The sequence below is a fragment of the Rhodococcus yananensis genome (genome assembly GCF_020515525.1).
Taxonomy (GTDB): Bacteria; Actinomycetota; Actinomycetes; order Mycobacteriales; family Mycobacteriaceae; genus Rhodococcus; species Rhodococcus yananensis.
The window spans coordinates 1-677 of sequence record NZ_JAIYEP010000171.1 but is presented as its reverse complement, the minus strand read 5'-3'; the positions used below and the strand labels follow the sequence as shown (position 1 = coordinate 677).

At 70.5% G+C, this 677-nt stretch carries 1 protein-coding gene and 1 pseudogene; both read right to left on the bottom strand.

Annotated features, from left to right (window positions below):
• Positions 1-487, bottom strand: a 487-nt coding sequence (locus LDQ05_RS19620; protein WP_308013290.1) for an ISAs1 family transposase, incomplete at its 3' end; no start/stop codon positions are given.
• A 76-nt stretch (positions 488-563) separates the two neighbouring features.
• Positions 564-677: pseudogene (locus LDQ05_RS19980) on the bottom strand (transposase family protein); the annotation flags it as partial.

Genomic DNA, 677 nt, shown 5'->3' with positions numbered 1-677 from the left:
CGGTGACGATCTTGTAGCTGCGCTGTTCCTCGCGGCCGTGGCCACGCTCGGGCGGGTCGGACCACACCACCGGCACCAGCTCCCACGGCAGGCCGCGGATGCGGGTGAGCAGTCCCGGCTGATTCGCCTTGACGACCATCACGTACTCGGCACGGCACTGCTCACGCAGACACCGGGCGGTTGTCTTCTGCGTGTGCATCGCATCGACGGTGACCACCGCTCCGGCGATGTCGAGACCACGCAACAGTGCTCGGGCGGTGGGGATCTCGTTGCTCTTGTCGGCGGTGCGGCGCTGGCCGAGCACGACGGTGCCGTCGTGGGTGACTGCCGAGACCAGATGCGGAGCCACCCGATCGACAGTCCGTGCGCCGCGGATCGTCTTGCCGTCCACCGCCACGGCCACCCGCCCGGCATCGGAGCCGATCCGGGCGGTCAGGTGCCGGCCGAGCACCCGGTCCAGGGCGTCGCCGTCGATGCGGCCGAGCACCTGCCGAATCGTGGCTTCGCTCGGGATGCGGAAGCGAATCCCGCATCGCTGCAACACCTGTGGCGGTACCCCGGGTGGCCCAGTCGGCGATGGCGTAGTACGACCGGGCACCGGCGGAGACCGCGCACAACGCCACGGTGATCAACGAGGGTAGTCGGTAGCGGCGGCCGCGGCGGGCACGTGGATCGGG